This window comes from Streptomyces griseus, from assembly GCF_900460065.1.
Taxonomy (GTDB): Bacteria; Actinomycetota; Actinomycetes; order Streptomycetales; family Streptomycetaceae; genus Streptomyces; species Streptomyces griseus.
Genome location: NZ_UAVD01000006.1, coordinates 80,160 through 96,169, shown reverse-complemented (window position 1 = coordinate 96,169; position 16,010 = coordinate 80,160). Strand labels below are relative to the sequence as shown.

14 protein-coding genes and 2 pseudogenes are annotated in these 16,010 nt (G+C 70.9%); 14 read left to right on the top strand and 2 right to left on the bottom strand.

What is annotated here, in order from left to right; genetic code table 11:
* Positions 1-244 precede the first annotated feature (244 nt).
* The 14 genes and pseudogenes from DTB53_RS03570 to DTB53_RS03510 all read left to right on the top strand — a co-directional run bounded on the left by DTB53_RS03570 (position 245) and on the right by DTB53_RS03510 (position 14,404).
* Positions 245-1,087: an IclR family transcriptional regulator gene (locus DTB53_RS03570; protein ID WP_042498051.1), complete on the top strand. Its 843-nt coding sequence runs from the start codon at positions 245-247 to the stop codon at positions 1,085-1,087.
* A gap of 604 nt (positions 1,088-1,691) precedes the next feature.
* Positions 1,692-2,423 carry a maleate cis-trans isomerase family protein gene (locus DTB53_RS03565; RefSeq protein ID WP_042495393.1) on the top strand — a complete coding sequence of 244 codons (732 nt, stop codon included), beginning with the start codon at positions 1,692-1,694 and terminating at the stop codon, positions 2,421-2,423.
* A gap of 127 nt (positions 2,424-2,550) precedes the next feature.
* Positions 2,551-3,534 carry a dipeptidase gene (locus tag DTB53_RS03560; RefSeq protein ID WP_012377727.1) on the top strand — a complete coding sequence of 328 codons (984 nt, stop codon included), beginning with the start codon at positions 2,551-2,553 and terminating at the stop codon, positions 3,532-3,534.
* 44 nt (positions 3,535-3,578) lie between these two features.
* Complete coding sequence (locus DTB53_RS03555) at positions 3,579-5,186, top strand: phytoene desaturase family protein (RefSeq protein ID WP_012377728.1); 1,608 nt, start codon at positions 3,579-3,581, stop codon at positions 5,184-5,186.
* On the top strand, positions 5,183-6,817 hold the full coding sequence (locus DTB53_RS03550) for an ABC transporter substrate-binding protein (protein WP_012377729.1): 1,635 nt from the start codon (positions 5,183-5,185) through the stop codon (positions 6,815-6,817). The genes DTB53_RS03555 and DTB53_RS03550 overlap by 4 nt, the downstream gene beginning before the upstream one ends.
* 13 nt (positions 6,818-6,830) lie before the next feature.
* Positions 6,831-7,781: an ABC transporter permease gene (locus tag DTB53_RS03545; RefSeq protein ID WP_012377730.1), complete on the top strand. Its 951-nt coding sequence runs from the start codon at positions 6,831-6,833 to the stop codon at positions 7,779-7,781.
* A gap of 19 nt (positions 7,782-7,800) precedes the next feature.
* Positions 7,801-8,748 (top strand): ABC transporter permease, encoded by a 948-nt coding sequence (locus DTB53_RS03540; RefSeq protein WP_003964224.1) that lies wholly within the window; start codon positions 7,801-7,803, stop codon positions 8,746-8,748.
* A 14-nt stretch (positions 8,749-8,762) separates the two neighbouring features.
* Positions 8,763-9,065: pseudogene (locus DTB53_RS37235) on the top strand (ATP-binding cassette domain-containing protein); the annotation flags it as partial.
* Positions 9,066-9,108: 43 nt separating this feature from the next.
* Positions 9,109-9,786 carry an ABC transporter ATP-binding protein gene (locus DTB53_RS03535; RefSeq protein ID WP_012377731.1) on the top strand — a complete coding sequence of 226 codons (678 nt, stop codon included), beginning with the start codon at positions 9,109-9,111 and terminating at the stop codon, positions 9,784-9,786.
* Positions 9,783-10,910 carry an ABC transporter ATP-binding protein gene (locus DTB53_RS03530; protein ID WP_012377732.1) on the top strand — a complete coding sequence of 376 codons (1,128 nt, stop codon included), beginning with the start codon at positions 9,783-9,785 and terminating at the stop codon, positions 10,908-10,910. The genes DTB53_RS03535 and DTB53_RS03530 overlap by 4 nt, the downstream gene beginning before the upstream one ends.
* Complete coding sequence (locus DTB53_RS03525) at positions 10,907-12,397, top strand: aldehyde dehydrogenase (RefSeq protein ID WP_012377733.1); 1,491 nt, start codon at positions 10,907-10,909, stop codon at positions 12,395-12,397. Before DTB53_RS03530 ends, DTB53_RS03525 begins: the two co-directional genes overlap by 4 nt.
* 104 nt (positions 12,398-12,501) lie before the next feature.
* Positions 12,502-12,789, top strand: a complete 288-nt coding sequence (locus DTB53_RS03520; RefSeq protein ID WP_030706127.1) for a muconolactone Delta-isomerase — start codon at positions 12,502-12,504, stop codon at positions 12,787-12,789.
* Between the two features lie 148 nt (positions 12,790-12,937).
* Entirely contained in the window at positions 12,938-13,702 is a 765-nt protein-coding gene (locus tag DTB53_RS03515) for a class I SAM-dependent methyltransferase (RefSeq protein ID WP_012377735.1), read from the top strand.
* Positions 13,703-13,825: 123 nt separating this feature from the next.
* Positions 13,826-14,404, top strand: coding sequence for a DinB family protein (locus DTB53_RS03510; RefSeq protein ID WP_003964230.1), 579 nt, complete (start codon positions 13,826-13,828; stop codon positions 14,402-14,404).
* Between the two features lie 9 nt (positions 14,405-14,413).
* Here DTB53_RS03510 and DTB53_RS38100 read toward each other — a convergent pair.
* A pseudogene (locus tag DTB53_RS38100) lies at positions 14,414-14,501 on the bottom strand (DUF6192 family protein); the annotation flags it as partial.
* A 141-nt stretch (positions 14,502-14,642) separates the two neighbouring features.
* Positions 14,643-15,911, bottom strand: a complete 1,269-nt coding sequence (locus DTB53_RS03500; protein ID WP_012377737.1) for an RICIN domain-containing protein — start codon at positions 15,909-15,911, stop codon at positions 14,643-14,645.
* Between the last annotated feature and the right edge of the window lie 99 nt (positions 15,912-16,010).

Sequence of the window (16,010 nt, the reverse complement as noted above, 5' to 3'; positions counted from 1 at the left end):
GTCACGCAGGTCGAGGGCGTCCGCGACCACGTCATGGCCGCCCGGCATGGGCAGAGACCTTCGGAGGGGTCCGCCCGGCGGGAGGCCGTGGCCGGTGGGCCGGCGGGTGGCGTGGTGGATGACGGAGGGTGGTCACTGTGTGATAATCGCGAGCGATCATTCATGCAACGCGCGGACAGTGTCCGGGGCCGCCCTGCGGGAGCACCCCGTGCCGGTCCGCTTCCCCGGGGAGAGGACCGGCCCGATGGTGAACGAACAGGGGCCGGAGTCCGCGCAGGCGCCCTCGCCGTCCGGTACGCCGGCGGCGGGCACGTCCGGAAAGCGGACGCCGCCCGCGGGCACGGTGCAGATCGTGGACCACGCTCTGCTCGTGCTCAAGACGATCGCCGAGGCCGACCGGCCGCGCGGGCTCCGCGAGCTCAGCCGGGACCTGGACATCAGCAAGAGCTCCACCCAGCGGATCCTCACCTCCCTGGAGCGCGTCGGGCTCGCCGTCGTCGATGAGAACTCCCGCAAGTACGTGATCGGTCCGGCCGCCCTCACTCTGGCCTGGCGGCACGCCGCCAACAGCGACCTGGTGAGCGCCGCCTCCGAGGCGACGGCCCGCATCGCCGCCTCGACGGGAGAGACCGCGTGCGTTTCGGCCGTGGTGGACGGGCGGCGGGTGACGGTGTACGAGGTGGAGAGCTCCCAACCGCTGCGGCTGATCACAGGGGTCGGCCGGCCCTACTCCCTCTTCTCCGGGGCGACGGGCCGCGTACTGCTGTCGATGCTGCCCGAGGAGCATCTGAAGCACTTGGTGAGCGAGCACGTCTCCACGACCGGTGCGACGGACGCGACGGACGCGACGGAGATCAGCCACCGGGTCGCAGCCGCCCGCGACCAGGGCTACGCCTTCAGCCGCGGCGAGTGGATCATGGGAGGTTGCGGGGTGGCTGTGCCCATCGCGACCCAGGGCACCGTGACCGCAGCACTGAGCATCTACGGTCCCGAGGCGCGGCTCGCAGAGCAGCGGATGGCCGATCTGGTCCCGCTCCTCCAGGACGCCGCGGCCCAGATCGCCATCCGCTGGCGCCAGCCCGCCTGACCCCGGACAAGCCCGGTTCGTTTCCACGGCGAGCCCGCCCGGCCCCGGCCTCTCCCGGCAGGACAGCGTGGTGGCCGGGGCCGACGCCGCATCGGTGCGCCGGGCGCCGGACGCGCCTGACCGAAGAACGGTCCTGAGCGAGGCATCACCGCGCTCGGCCCCTGCCCCCGTACGCCGCCCGGCGGGCTGACGTCTGCCGGGAACCGGCTCCGCGTACGTTCCCTGCGCGTCGGAGCAGGTCCCCTCCGCCCCGCCCGGGCGTTCCCCGCGCCCGTCACCCGCGGTGCGAACCGCCTGCGCGCCCCGCCCGCTTCTGGCGCGGACGCCTCTCCGCACGCCGTCGGCGGCACTTTTTCGAGCCAGAAAACTACCCATTGACCTGACCAAAACGCGTAGGTACATTGTCCCAAACGCAATCTGGTCCACTGTCCCAGATTACGCGACGGTAGCGCTGACCTCGGCTGATCGCCGGGAGAGCGGGACCTTTGCCGCTGTACGGGCGAGGCGTACACAGCGAGAATCCATGCACCTTTCAGGCCACTGCGAGCTCGCCCGGTATCCCACCTCTTTTCGCATCTACAGCTCACCTCAGGAGGAATGCCCCATGATGCTCGGCTGGCGTGCACGAATCGGACAGATCCGCCCCGCGACCGCGATCGAGGGAGCGGAGGAGTGGCGCTCGGTCGCGCCCACCGGAGTGGCCTTCGCCGACGCCCGGACCATCGTTCCCCGCGTCGACGCCGAGGGCCTGCGCGAGATGATGAGCCAGGTGCTCGACGCCTCCCGGCAACTCGCCACCGCGAAGGTGGACTTGATCGTGCAGTGCGGCGCGCCCGGCACCTTCATCCCCGGGCCCGGCACCGACGAGAAGGTCACGGACGAGATCAAGGCCGAGACCGGGATCCCGGCGATCACCATGATGCAGGCGACCGTCGACGCCCTGCGCGCTGTCGGGGCCACCTCCGTCGCCGTCGGCAGCATCTACACCGATGAAGTCAACGAAGCGCTGCGTGCCTACCTCACCGCCGTCGGCTTCGAGGTGCCCGTGATGGAGGGGCTCCAGATGACCGACCCCTACGAGGCCAGCGTCCACGACGCGGACAGCGCCTACCGGCTCGGTCGCAGGCTGCACAAGGCCGCCCCCGACGCTGACGCGCTGCTGATCTCCTGCGGCACCTACCGGACGTTCGAGATTCTTCCCTACCTCGAAATGGACACCGGCCGGCCGGTGGTGACCAGCAATCAGGCTTCTCTCTGGAGTGCCCTGCGCACCCTGGGCCTCCGTGACGAGATCCCCCGGCTCGGCCGCCTCGGTGACGTCGGCTGCGAGCTCTGACACCGGACCGGACGCACCACCGCACGGCGGTGGCACAACCCACCGCACCCCATCGTCCACACCGAGTCGCACGGCCGGGCCGTCAACCCGCCCGGACCACGCGGCTCACCTGCGAAGAGGAAAGCACGTGCTGGTAGACGCATTGCAGTTCGTCAAGCCCGCCCGCGAGCGGTTCGAGGAGTGGCACGCCGCCGGCATATCCGGCGTCCACGCCACCGTCGCCATCTGGGAGGACTCCACCGAGACCCTGCGCGAGGTCGGCCGCTGGCAGCGGCTGCTCGCGGAGAACTCCGACCTGCTCGCCGAGGGCCGCTCCGCCGACGACGTCCGCGCGGCCGGGGACGACGGCCGCACCGCCGTCATCCTCGGCTTCCAGAACAGCAGCCCCTTCGAGGACGACCTCGACCTCGTCGGAGCCTTCCACCAGGCCGGGGTGCGTATCGCCCAGCTCACCTACAACACCCAGAACTCCGCTGGAGCCGGCTGCTGGGAGGGCGACGACGCCGGCCTCTCCCGCACCTACGGGATCAACCTGATCCGGGAGATGAACCGGGTGGGCATGCTCATCGACGTCTCCCACTGCAATGAGCGCACCTCGCTGGAAGCGCTGGAGGCGTCCGAGCGGCCGGTGGCGATCACCCACGCCAACCCGCGGGGATTCGTGGGCGAGAACGTCGAACTCGCCTTCCGCAACAAGTCCGACACGGTCCTCAAGAAGGCGGCCGAGTCCGGCGGCGTCGTGGGCCTGAGCATGTACCCGCGGATCGCTCCCAGCGGCGTCGACTGCACCATCGACCAGTTCTGCGACATGGTCACCTACACCGTCGACCTGATCGGCGTCGACCACGTCGGGCTCGGCTCCGACTACTACGCCGGCCAGGGCGACGAGGAACTCCACTGGTGGCGGCAGGGACGTTGGAGCCGTAAGCCCATGGTCCCCATCTCCGGACCGGTCGAGTTCCCCGCATGGTTCGCCGCGGGCAGCGGTTACGCCACCGTCCTGGAGCACCTGCGCAAGCGCGGGTTCAGCGAGAGCGAGATCGAGCGGATCGCCGGCGGCAACTGGCTGCGCATGTTCGACGCCGGCTTCGTGGCCGATCCCCGGAACTGACGGCGGCGGAGACGACGCTGTGAGAGCGGAGAGGAAGGGCAGGCATGAACCGGTTTGACGTGGTGGTTGTCGGGGGCGGTCACAACGGGCTGGTCACCGCGGCCTATCTGGGCCGGGCGGGACTGCGCGTCGCCGTGATCGAATCCCGGCAGCGCCTCGGCGGGCCCTGCGGAGGATACGCATTCCTGCCCGGCCGCAGTCTGGCCTTCACCAACTCGCCCGGGTCACTGAACCCGGCGGTCGTCCACGAACTCCGGCTCGCCGACCACGGCCTCCGGTTCGTACGGGCCGACCCGACCGTGGTCCAGCAGTTCGACGGCCGGTGCTTCCTCGGCTGGCGCGACCCCGCCCGCGTCGACCGGCAGCTCGACGCCTTCGCACCCGGCGAGGCCGACCGCTACCGAGAGCTGATCAGCGCCCTCGAACGGCTCGGCGCGAGCCTGCGGGTCTCCCTGGACGAGCCCCCGCCCGGCCTCGCCGAACTGCGGGAGCGGCTGACCGACCCGGAGGAGCACAAGCTCTTTTCCGCCGTCTTCGAGGGCAGCCTCACCGGGCTGCTCGAGACGCGTCTCGTGTCGGACCAGGCCAAGGCGCTGCTCGCACTGCTGGCGCTGAACGCCCAACTCGTACCGCCGTCGACGCCCGGCAGCGCCGTCGGACTGATGATGCGCCCGTTCGCCCTGGCCGCGGCGGGCGCACCCCGCTCGGGCGACGCGGCCGAGCGGGTCGCGCTCCGCGGTTCCACCGGCCTCCCGGTCGGGTCGATGAGCGCGATCGTGGACGCGCTGGAGGACTGCTGCCGCACCCACGACGTCACCCTGCGCACCGGGTCCCCGGTGGTACGTATCCTGCACGGTCCCGCCGGGGTCCGGGGCGTGGTCACCGCGACCGGCGAGGAGTTCACCGCCGACCGGGTGGTGTCGGCGGTCAACCCCGTCCACCTCTTCCGCGATCTGCTGGACGACGCGGCGATGGGTCCCGGGATCCGGGCCGAGGTCGCCGGCACGGCGATGCGCGGATCGGCTTTCAAGGTCGTCCTGGAGGTGGACTCGCTGCCCGCCTACGCGGGGCTCCCCGCGGACGCGGATCCCGAGCGGGTCCGGGCCTGCCAGTTCCGGGTCGGCTCCTCGCTCGGCGGGATCGAGGAGTCGATCTCCCGGGCCCTGCTGGGCCACGCCAGCGATCAGCCCCTGATGTGGGGGTTGATACCGACCCTCACCTCACCGGGCCTCACCCCGGGGAAGACTCATCTCATCAGTGTCAACGCCTGGCACGCCCCCTACCGCCCGCACGACGGCCCCTGGGACGCCGAGCGCACGGACCGCTTCGGCCGCCGCTGCGTCGAGGAACTCTCCCGACTGATGCCGGGACTCGCCGACCGCGTCGTCGACCACCGGTTCATGAACCCGGTGGAGATCGAGAGCGAGCTGGGCCTGATGGAAAGCAACATCACCCACGGGGACATGCTGCCCGGGAATCTCTTCGGAGCCCGCCCGCACCCCGAGGTCGCCGGCTACCGCACCCCGCTCCCGGGCTTCTACGTCAGTGGCGCGGGGACCTGGCCCGGCGGCTACGTCACCGGAACACCCGGCAGGAACACGGCCAAAGCGGTGCTCCAGGACCTTCACCACGAGCAGAGGCGACAAGCATGAGGCTTTCGCGCCGCGCTGGGCCACAGGGCCCACGCACAGGAATACTTCGCCGGACGCTGGGCTGTGTGACCGTCGCGGGTCTCCTGATCACCGGCTGCAGCGCCAACCCGTCCTTCGGCCGCGACGAACGGACCCTGATCATCGGCGCCGAGGGAGAGATCCCCACCCTGGATCCGCACCGCGCCTCCGGCACCCCGGTGCTCCGGGTCATCGACGCCCTCTTCGATCCGCTGATCCGCGAGGACCTGGGCACCGAGACGGCCCAGGCTCCCGAACTCCGGCCCGCGCTCGCCGAATCCTGGCAGGCGTCACCGGACGCGCGGACCTACACGCTCAAGCTCCGTGAGGGGGTCGAATTCGCCGACGGCTCGCCCTTCGACGCCGCAGCCGTGAAAGCCAACTTCGACCGGATCATGGACGAGAGCTCTGCCTTCCACGACCCGACGGCCGCCGGGAACATGAAGTTCCTGACCCGCTGGATCAAGGAGGTCGACGTGCGCGACCCCCGCACGGTCGTCCTCGGACTCACCGAGCCGTACGCCGGGCTCCCCCGGGTACTCACCGACCGGCGGATGTCGATCATCAGCCCCGCGGCGCTCCGCACCCACCGGCCCGACGACATCGGCCTGCACCCCGTCGGCACCGGCCCCTTCACCCAGCAGTCCGCCGACCGCGGAAAGCGCATCACGCTGAAGCGGAACACGGCCTACTGGGGCGGGTCCCCCAAGACCCCGTCCATCATCGTGGAGTCCGTCACCGACCCCACCACACTCGCCATCGCCGCGCAGACCGGCGAGGTGGACGCCATCCTCAGCGCCGGGGCCCAGCAGGTCCAGCAGCTCGCCGACGGCGGCACCATGACCGCGCAGTACCCCGAGCCCGCCAACCAGTACTTCATCCGCCTCAACACCAAGATCGCCCCCACCGACGACGCCGTCTTCCGGAGGGCGCTCAACCACGCCGTCGACCGCCGGGCGATCGCCACCCTCACCGGCCGGCAGGTCGCCCCGTCCACCGGGCCGTTGCCCCGGGGCAACGAGGCCTACCGGGAGGGTTCCGAGGCCGCCGCATACTCCTACGACCCCGAGGAGGCCCGCCGGCTCATCCGGGAGAGCGGTGTGTCCACCCCCGTAACGCTGCGGATGCTCGCACCCGACAGTGGCCCCGGCTTCTCCCAGGCCACCGAGATCATGTCGCTCATCCAACAGGACCTCAAAGCGGTCGGCGTCCGCCTGGACACCCAGTACATGGAGTTCGCCTCGCTCGTCGCCGAGGAGGGCAACGGCTACAACGACACGACGCACGGCTCGTTCAACGGATGGACCACCGGAGCCGACGCCGCCGACTTCCTGGAGCGGATGTTCAGCGGGGAGCTGCATCCCCCCGACGGCGTCAACCGGGGCTGGTACCGCAACCGGGACGTGGACGGCCTCTTCGACCGTGCCAGGGGCGAACCCGACCCGGACCGCCGCACGGCGCTCTACCGGGAAGCCGCCGAGAGCATCGCGGCCGACGCGCCCTGGGTCTTCCTCTACCAGGACCGGCTCCCCCGCCTGCTGAGCCGGAAGGTCGAGGGTGTCGTGCCCGCAGCCTCCGTCTACATCGACTACACCACCATCCGCCGCCGGTGAGGAGAGCACAGCCATGAAGGCCACTGCGGCACCACCCCGCCCCGCCGGCGTGCGGGCCACGCCCCCTCGGCGGCGCACCCGCCTCCGCGCCCTGTTGGGTTCCGGGAACGCGACCGCCCTCATCGGCGGCTCCATCGTCGCCGTCACCATCATCGTCGCGGTCCTCGCACCCCTGATCGCCCCGGACGATCCGCTCGCCACCAACCCCTCGTCCATCGGGCTCGGCCCCTTCAGCGGCGGCCACCTCCTCGGCACGGACGAGGTCGGCCGCGACATCCTCAGCCGGCTGATGTACGGCACCCGGCTCGCCCTGCTGGTCGCCGTGGTGCCGACCCTGGTGGCACTCGTCATCGGCGGCTGCCTCGGACTGCTCTCCGGCTATGTCGGCGGCTGGCTCGACAGCACCCTGATGCGCGTCTTCGACGTGATGTTCTCCTTTCCCGGGATCCTGCTCGCCCTCGGCATCGGGGTCGCCCTCGGCCCCGGCATCACCTCGATGGTGATCGCCATGGTGGTGGTCACGGTCCCCGAGTTCGGCCGGATCGTCCGCGGCAACGTCATCGCCCTGCGCCAGGAGCAGTACGTGGAGGCCGCCGGCGCCCTCGGCTACAGCCATCTGCGCATCGCCCTCCGCCACATCACCCCGAACCTGCTCGGCGGCGTGGTCGTCTTCGCCACCCTCCAGACCGGCCGCAACGTCATCCTCAGCTCCAGCCTCGCCTTCCTCGGACTGGGCGCACAGCCGCCCACCCCCGACTGGGGCCAGATGCTCAGCGGTGGACGCGCCCTGCTGGTGACCGCACCGCACGTCGCCACCATCCCCGGCCTCGCGATCGTCGTACTCGCCGTCGGGTTCAACCTGCTCGGGGACGGCATCCGCGACCGTCTCGACCCGCGCAGCCGCAGGTCCCGGGCGGTGCGCGGCGGCGGGCGCACCCTGCGGACCCGGCGGAGCCGGTCATGAACAGCCCTGGAGACGCACCATGCTGACCTTCACGCTGCGCCGCGCGCTGCACATGCTCCCGGTCATCCTCGGGGTGACCATCGCCACCTTCGGCCTCGGCCAGATCATCCCCGGCGACCAGGCGAGCGCCCTGCTCGGCCCCACCGCGTCCGAGGCCGACCGCCAGGCGCTCCGCGAGGATCTCGGCCTGGACGAACCGGCCGTCTCCCGCTACTTCACCTACCTCGGCAGCCTCTTCGACGGCGACCTGGGCCGTTCGCTCTCCTTCGGCCGGCCGGTCTCCGAAGTCCTCTCCGACCGGCTGCTCAACACCCTGCTGCTGTCGGGCACCGCGATCGTGCTCGCGGCGGTCGTGGGCGTCGCCATCGGCACCTGGGCCGCCCAGAAGCCCGGTTCGCACCGGGACCGGAGCCTCACCGTCGGCGTGCTGTTCTTCAACTCCGTACCGTCGTTCTGGTTCGGGCTGGTGCTCATCATCGTCTTCTCGCTGCAGCTGAGGATGCTTCCCGCCACCGGGATGACCTCCATCGGCGGCGGCGGAGCCCTCGACGTGGCGGCCCACATGGTGCTGCCGGTGATCACCCTCGCCGCGTGGTCGCTGGCGGTCATCGCCCGGATGACTCGCTCCTCGGTGCTCGAGGTCATCGGCAACGACTACGTCCGCACCGCCCGCTCACGCGGTGTCGGCGAGTTCCGGGTGATCGTGCGCCATGTGCTCCCCAACGCCATGCCGTCCGTGATCACGGTGATCGGCCTGCAGGCGGGCTTCCTGCTCAGCGGCGCGGTGCTCACCGAGACGGTGTTCTCCTGGCCGGGCATCGGCCTCGCCCTCCACCAGGCGATCTCCGCCCGGGACATCCCCCTCGTCCAGGGCGGGATCCTCGTGATCGCCATCGCGTTCGTACTGATCAACTTCCTGGTCGACGTGCTCCAGGCGTACTTCAACCCGAAGATCAAGCTGGCTTAGAGGAAGACGTCACCATGACCGTACTGGAAGTCGAACACCTCAAAGTCGCCCACTGCGGGCAGAACCAGGGCGACGACACCCCCCTGGAGACCGTACGAGACGTCTCGTTCGCCGTAGCCGCCGGTGAATCACTCGGCGTCGTCGGCGAGTCCGGCTGCGGCAAGAGCCAGACCATGCTGGCGGTCCTGCGGATGCTCGCCCCCACCGGCGTCGAGATCACCGGCCGGGTGACCTTCGACGGAAAGGACCTGACCACGCTCACACCCCGGCAGATGCGTACCGTCCGAGGCTCCGGCATCGGGCTCGTCTCCCAGGACGCGCTCTCCGCACTCAACCCGGCCATGACCATCGGCAGGCAGAATGGCCGAACCCCTCATCCACTACGACGGGTTCAGCCGGCGGGCGGCCGCCTCCCGGTGCGCGGAACTCCTGGACCTCGTGGGCCTGCCCGCCGCACGCGAACGGCTCCGCAGCTACCCCCACGAGCTCTCCGGCGGCATGCGCCAACGCGTCCTGATCGCCATGGCCATCAGCCGCGAACCCCAGGTCCTGATCGCCGACGAGCCCACCACCGCCCTCGACGTCACCATCCAGTCCCAAGTGCTCCAGCTCATCGACCGGCTCCGCAAAGACCTCCGGATGGCCCTCATCCTCATCACCCACGACCTCGGGGTCGTCGCCGGAGTCACCGACCGCATCGCGGTGATGTACGCGGGCCGGATCGTGGAGACGGCGCCCACCACCGCGATCTTCGACCACCCCGGTCACCCCTACACCCGCGCCCTGATGGAGTCCATTCCCCGGATGGACCGCGAACGGGTCGAACATCTGCCGGCCATCCCCGGGTTCCCGCCCGACCCCGCCGCGCCGCCGCCCGGCTGCGCCTTCCAGCCCCGCTGTTCCGCCGCCCGCGCCGCTTGCGAGGACGCCGTGCCGGTTCTGCTCCCCCTCACCTCCTCCGCCCACGGGCACCTTGTCCGCTGCCCCTACCCCGCACCGGTTCCCGTCGGCGCGGACCACCGAGGAGAGCCCTCATGAACACCCTCGGCACCTCACCCCCCGAGCCCACCGGCCCTGCCGTCCCCGCCGTCTCCGTCGCCGGTCTGCGGGTCCACTTCCCCATCCGGACCGGGGTGCTGCGCCGGGTCACCGGCACCGCGCACGCCGTCGACGGGGTCTCCTTCACCGTGCCCGCCCGCAGCATCGTCACCATCGTCGGCGAGAGCGGAAGCGGGAAAACCACCACCGGCCGCGCCCTGGTCGGACTGTCGCCGATCACCGGCGGCTGGGTCAGCGTCCACGGCCTGCCCCTGGACGAGATCCGCCGCGCGGGGGCGCTGCCCCGGCTCGCCCAGATCGTCTACCAGGACCCGTACGCCAGCCTCAACCCGCGGATGACCATCAGGGCGATGATCCGCGAGGTCATCACCGTCCACCGGACGACTCCCCGCGAGAAGACCGGGGAGCGGGTGGAGGAACTCCTCGCGCAGGTCGGCCTGCGCACGGAGCTCGCCGACCGCTATCCCCATGAACTCTCCGGCGGCCAGCGCCAGCGCGCCGCCATCGCCCGCGCCCTGGCGGTCGAGCCCCGCTTCATCGTCTGCGACGAGATCGTCTCCGCGCTCGACGTCAGCATCCAGGGCCAGATCGTCAATCTCCTCAAGGACCTCCGCCGCGAACAGGACGTCAGCTTCCTTTTCATCTCCCACGACATGAGCGTGGTCCGGCACATCTCGGACCATGTCATCGTCATGTACGGCGGCCTGATCATGGAGAGCGGCCCCTGCGACGAGGTGTTCTCCGCGCCCCGCCACCCCTACACCCACGCGCTCCTCGCGGCCGTGCCGGTGCCCGACCCCCGGGCCCCGGGCCTCCGGGGCGGGACGCACACGCGCGCGGAGCCCCCTGACCCGTCCGGTCCGCTGCCCGGGTGCCGGTTCCAGCGCTCCTGTGCGTTCGCCACCGAGGTGTGCCGCGAGGGCGCACCGCCCCCGGCCGTCGCCGCCGGAGCGGACGGACACACGGTGGCGTGCCACCACGCCGACAGCCCCGGCCTACGGGCCGCCCTCTCCCCGAAGCACCCCTCCACGGACGACCCGAAGACCCCGGTAGCCCCGCACAGCACGGACGGCCCGGCCACGGAAAGGACCACCGCTCCATGACCACCCCCGAAACCCCGCCGGCCCTGCCCGACTACACCTCCCACACGGGCGGGGCCCGGCGCGCCCCCGCGGGCACGGCGGTGCCGTTGACCGACCCCTCGACCGGGAAGATCTGGGCCCGTGCCCACCAGGACCCGGACGCCGTGGACGCCGCCGTCGACGCCGCCCGTACCGCCTTCCTGGCCCCGTCCTGGGGCGCGCTTCCCGCCCACGCCCGCGCCGACCTGCTCCACCGCCTCGGCGATGTGCTGGTCGCGCACACCGAGGAACTCGCGGCACTGGAGACCCGGGCGAACGGCAAACCCCTCACCGCCACCAGGGGCGAGGTCGGCGCCCTGGCCCGTTGGTACCGCTACTTCGCGGGCGTGGCGGAGACCATGGAGGACCTCTCACGTCCGCTCAGCGACACGGCGAGGGCGCTGATCACACGGGAACCGCTGGGCGTCGTCGCCGCGCTCACCCCGTTCAACGGCGCGCTCTCCCTCGGCTCCTGGAAACTGGCTCCGGCTCTGGCCGCGGGCAACACCGTGATCCTCAAGCCGCCGCCGCAGGCCCCGGCCTCCTCGGTGCGTCTGGCCGAACTGGCTCTGGAGGCAGGGTTCCCGCCCGGGGTGATCGGCGTCGTCATCGGCGGCGCCGAAGAGGGCCGCCGCCTCACCGAGCACCCCGACGTCGCCATGGTCACCTTCACCGGCAGCACCGCCGTCGCCCGGACCCTCGGGGCGCGCGCGGCCGAGCGGATGAAGCGCTACGTCTGCGAGGCCGGCGGCAAGTCCGCGCACATCGTCTTCGCCGACGGCGACCTCGGCGCCGCCGTCCTGGCGGCCCGGCAGGGCGCCTTCTCCGCGGCAGGCCAGACCTGCGTCGCGGGCTCCCGCGTCCTGGTGCAGCACGAGGTGTACGAGGAGTTCCTCCGCAGGTACGGGCAGGCGGTCGGGCAACTGCGGGTCGGCGACCCCCTCGATCCGCGTACCCACGTCGGGCCGGTGGCGTCGGCAGCGGCTCTGGAGCGGATCGAAGGGTACGTGAACGACGCCCTCGCGAAGGGCGCGCGAGCCGTCACCGGCGGAAGGCGGGCCACCGTGGCCGCGCCGACCGGGGCGGGCTTCTACTACGAACCGACCGTGCTGGCCGACGCCGCACCCGACCTCGCTGTCTGCCGGGAGGAGATCTTCGGCCCGGTCGTCACGGTGCACCCCTTCGACACCGAGGACGAGGCGGTCGCGCTCGCCAACTCCGTCGAGTACGGCCTGGCCGCCGGCTTCTGGACCCGCGACGCGGCGCGCGCGCACCGAGTAGCCCGACGGCTGGAGGCGGGCGTGGTCTGGGTGAACACCTACCGGCTGCTGCACTGGAGTGTGCCGTTCGGCGGCTACAAACAGTCCGGCCTGGGCCGGGAGAACGGCGTCGAGGCCGTAGCCGAGTTCCTCCAGACCAAGTCCGTCATCACCGAACACGGCACCCCGGCCGACCCGTTCGGCGAATGACCCGCACCTCCCCCGCCGGGCCACACGGCCCGGCGGGCCCGCCGGGCCACGAGCCTGTCGGCCCGCCTCCGGAGTCACTCACCGACAGAGACAGGACGCATCCCATGGAATTCCTCGTCAACATCCACATCACCTGGCCCGAAGCCATGGACCCCGACCTCAAGACGAAGGTCTCCGACGACGAGCGCCGCCGCGCCGCCGAACTCGCCGCTTCCGGGACGCTGGTCCGCATGTGGCGGGTGCCCGGCCGGACCGAGAACTGGGGACTGTGGCGAGCGGCGGACCCCACCGAACTCCACGCCGTCATCTCCTCGCTGCCGGTCTGGCCGTGGATGGACGTCACCGTGCACGCCCTGGCCGACCACCCCGTCGACCCGGGACCGGCAGGTTGAAGTATCAGCTCGGGGTACCCGGAACGGCCTCCGGCACACAGGGCTCTCCGCGCCCCGTTCCTCCGCTCCGCTGACGGTCCGCTGACGGGGCCTTCCTGTTCGCGCTCGCAGGTGCCCTTCACCCCGGACTCTGCTTACCTTGGGCCGCATGGCTGACGACTGCTTCGGGCATCCACGACTCGCCGCTGTCTACGACCAGCTCGACCCCGACCGCAGCGATCTCGATGTCTACCTACGAAGGGCGCAAGAGCTCAGGGCGCGCCAGGTTCTGGACATCGGCTGCGGCACCGGGGTGTTCGCGCTTCTCCTGGCCGGCCGCGGGGTCGACGTCGTCGGTGTCGATCCCGCCCAGGCATCCGTCGACGTCGCCCGGGCCAAACCGGGCAGTGCGCGAGTCCGCTGGATCTGTGGTGACGCGACAGCCCTCCCGCCGCTGCGGGTCGACCTCGCAACGATGACAGCGAACGTCGCCCAGGAGATCGTTGATCCGGACACCTGGCAGAAGACGCTCCAGGGAGCCTACGATGCGCTTCGGCCGGGCGGGCACCTGGTGTTCGAGACCCGTGATCCCGCCAGACGCGCCTGGGAAGCGTGGACCCGCGAGCACTCCTACCGCGTGACGCAGATCCCGGGCACCGGCTCCGTGGAGAGCTGGGTCCAGCTGATCGACGTGAGCCGGCCCCTGGTGTCCTTCCGCTGGACCTACATCTTCGCCGCGGACGGACAGGTACTCACCTCGGACTCGACACTGCGCTTCCGGGAGCGCGACGAGGTCGAGACGGATCTGGTCGCCCACGGCTACGTGGTGCGCGACGTGCGCGATGCACCTGACCGGCCGGGCAGAGAGTTCGTCTTCCTCGCACAACGCCCCGACCTGGGCGTCCAGGACACTCAAGCGGTCGACGAGTCCTGAGTGGTCCTTCAGAATCTGGTGCGTTGAGTGGGGGTGGGTTTCGGTTGTCGTCAGCTTCGGGCTCGTCGTCGGCTCTTGTCACAGGCACGTGGTTGGGTGGCCGCATCCCTAGAGGAGGACCACGTGACTGATCTCAAAGCCGAGTTGCACCGCAAGCTGCTGGCAGGACGTGCCGGTCTGATCTCCAGGCTGGAGGGACTCACCGAATACGACATGCGCCGGCCCATGACGCCGACCGGCGCGAACCTGCTGGGCTTGGTCAAGCATCTGGCAGGCCTGGAGTACGGATACCTCGGCGAGTCTTTCGGCCGGCCGGCACCAGAAGCCCTGGCCTGGGTCGAGGACGGTTCAATCTGGGAAGGCGCGGACATGTGGGCCAGACCCGAGGAGTCCAGCGAGTACATCATCGGGCTCTATCAACGTGCCTGCGCGCACGCCGACCGGACCCTTACCGATCTCGCTCTCGACACCCCGGGCCGGGTAGCGCACTGGCCCGAAGACCGCCGGGCCACCACCTTGGGTGTCCTGCTGGTTCGCATGGTCTCCGAGACGGCCCAGCACGCCGGCCACGCTGATGTCCTGCGAGAACTCATTGACGGCAAGGCCGGCCCGGATCACGACGACTTCGGTGATGACGCCCAGTGGCGGCAGTACCACGCCCGGATCCAGGCGGCGGCCGACACTCACCGCGTTCTGTCTTGATGAGACTGCTCTCCAGGTCCAGGGACTCCACCGTCCGGTCGATGTTGCGGACCGCCGGAGCGACCGGGCGGGTGTCCTCGAAGTGCCGACGGGCTTGCGTCTCTGGCGGGCGCCCTTCGTCGCGCGCAGGGGACCGGTGGGTCGGATTACGGCGCACCTCCCGATATCCCCCACGGCTGTTCCGCCTCTGACCAGCTGTTGCGGGGCGTCTCCGGGCCAAGGACCGGCACGGTGATCGTCAGGCGACGGTCCACTTCTGATGGGCGGCCCCGGTGCAGGTCCACAGTTGGGCGCGGGTGCCGTTGGCCGAGGAATTGCCGGTGGCGTCCATGCACTTGTCCGCCTGCGGGTTGACGATGTCGCGGGCGCCGGTGACGGTCCAGCGCTGGTTCGGGCCGGCGCTGCAGTCCCAGAGCTGGAGCTGCGCCCCGTTCGCGGTGCTGTTGCCGGTCACGTCGAGGCACTTGCCGAGGGCCCGGACGGTGCCGTCGGAGCGTACGTCCCACTGCTGGGCGGCGGTGCCGTTGCAGTCGTAGAGCTGTACGGCGGTGCCGTTGGCGGAGCTTGCGCCCGCCACGTCGAGGCATTTCCCGCCGATGCCCCGGATGGTCCGGCCGGCCGGCGGGTTGGTCCCGCCGTCGGTGCTCACGCGCACGTAGTCCACCACGAGCTGCTGCGGGAAGCGGGTGGAACCGTCGGGGTCGCCGGGCCAGTAGCCGCCGACCGCGAGGTTGAGGATCATGAAGAACGGCTTGTTGAAGACCCACTGTCGGCCGCCGAGGTCGGCGGGGGTGCGGGTCTGGTAGACGTTCCCGTCCACCGACCATCTGATGGAGTTCGGGCTCCAGTCGATGGCGAAGGTGTGGAAGGCGTCCGCGAAGGCCGCACCGCCGGGCAGGGTGTATCCCGCGCCGATTCCGCCGGAGCCGGAGTAGCCCGGCCCGTGGAGCGTGCCGTGCACGGTGCCCGGCTCGAAGCCGACGTTCTCCATGATGTCGATCTCGCCCGCGGCGGGCCAGCCGATGTTGCCCATGTCGTTGCCGAGCATCCAGAAGGCGGGCCAGATGCCCTGGCCGCGCGGGAGCTTCATGCGGGCCTCGACGCGCCCGTACTGGGCGGTGAACTTCCCGGCCGTGTTCAGCCGGGCCGAGGTGTACTCGCACCGGCCGTACCAACAGGTGTAGTTGGCCGGGTTCTCCCGCTTCGCCGTGATGACGAGATTGCCCTGGCCGTCGAGCGCGGCGTTGTTCGTGCCCGAGGTGTAGTACTGCCGCTCGTGGTTGTTGACGTTGTCGCCGGTCTCCAGCTGCCATCTGGAGCCGTTGACTCCGGAGCCGGCGGGCCCGTCGAAGTTCTCCTCGAAGGTCACGGCCAGGGGGCCGGCATCGGCCGAGGCCGGGGCCGGCGCGGGGGCGGCCTGTACGGCGGTCGGGCTGAGAGAGGCGAGACCGAGAACGGCGGCCGCCGCCAGCCAGGTCAGGGATCTGTGGCGCCAAGGCGTGCGCACGGGGCATCACATCACTTTCGTGGGGTGTGCGGAGGTGAGCTGGACCAACCAAATGACGCGCCCATGACAACACGGGGCGCCGACAGTCACGTACGAACA